This is a genomic window from Weissella sp. DD23, from assembly GCF_001579105.1.
GTDB classification, from domain to species: Bacteria; Bacillota; Bacilli; order Lactobacillales; family Lactobacillaceae; genus Weissella; species Weissella cibaria.
Genome location: NZ_KQ970452.1, coordinates 1 through 489, shown reverse-complemented (window position 1 = coordinate 489; position 489 = coordinate 1). Strand labels below are relative to the sequence as shown.

The 489-nt window shown below is 42.3% G+C and carries 1 protein-coding gene; it reads left to right on the top strand.

What is annotated here, in order from left to right; all coding sequences use genetic code 11:
* The coding region (locus tag WEIDD23_RS13880; RefSeq protein WP_197458899.1) for a MucBP domain-containing protein at nucleotides 1-489 on the top strand (489 nt) is incomplete at both ends.

Here is a 489-nt window from a genome sequence, read left to right as displayed (position 1 = left end):
TTCTTCATTGAAGTTTGGTGGTTCTGACGCAGTGTATAAGGTTGTATTGACACCTGATACGCAATCAACGACAATCCACTATATCGACGCCAACGGTAAGGAAATCTCAAAGGTTGTGAACGCTACTGCTAAGGTCGGTTCAACTTTGACACCAGCACTAGTTAAGTCAGGATATGTTTACAACAGTACTACGACTAAGGCTAACGCTAAGAATGCTGGATTGGCTGTAGATTCAGCTGCAAATTATGTTGTAACTAAGGGTGTTTCTGACGTTTATTACACGTATAACTCATATGGTGTTGTACTTAATGTGCAAAAGGCTGGCGGTAAGACAGTTAATATGATGGGGGATGGCAAGGCTATTCCGGTTGCATCAACACAATCATCAATTGCTGACTTATTAAGCTTGGGATCAGCAACCTCATTCACAGCAGCTGAAAAGTTGTTGAAGCAATATGGTTTGGTGCCGGCTGGATATACGTTGTCTGG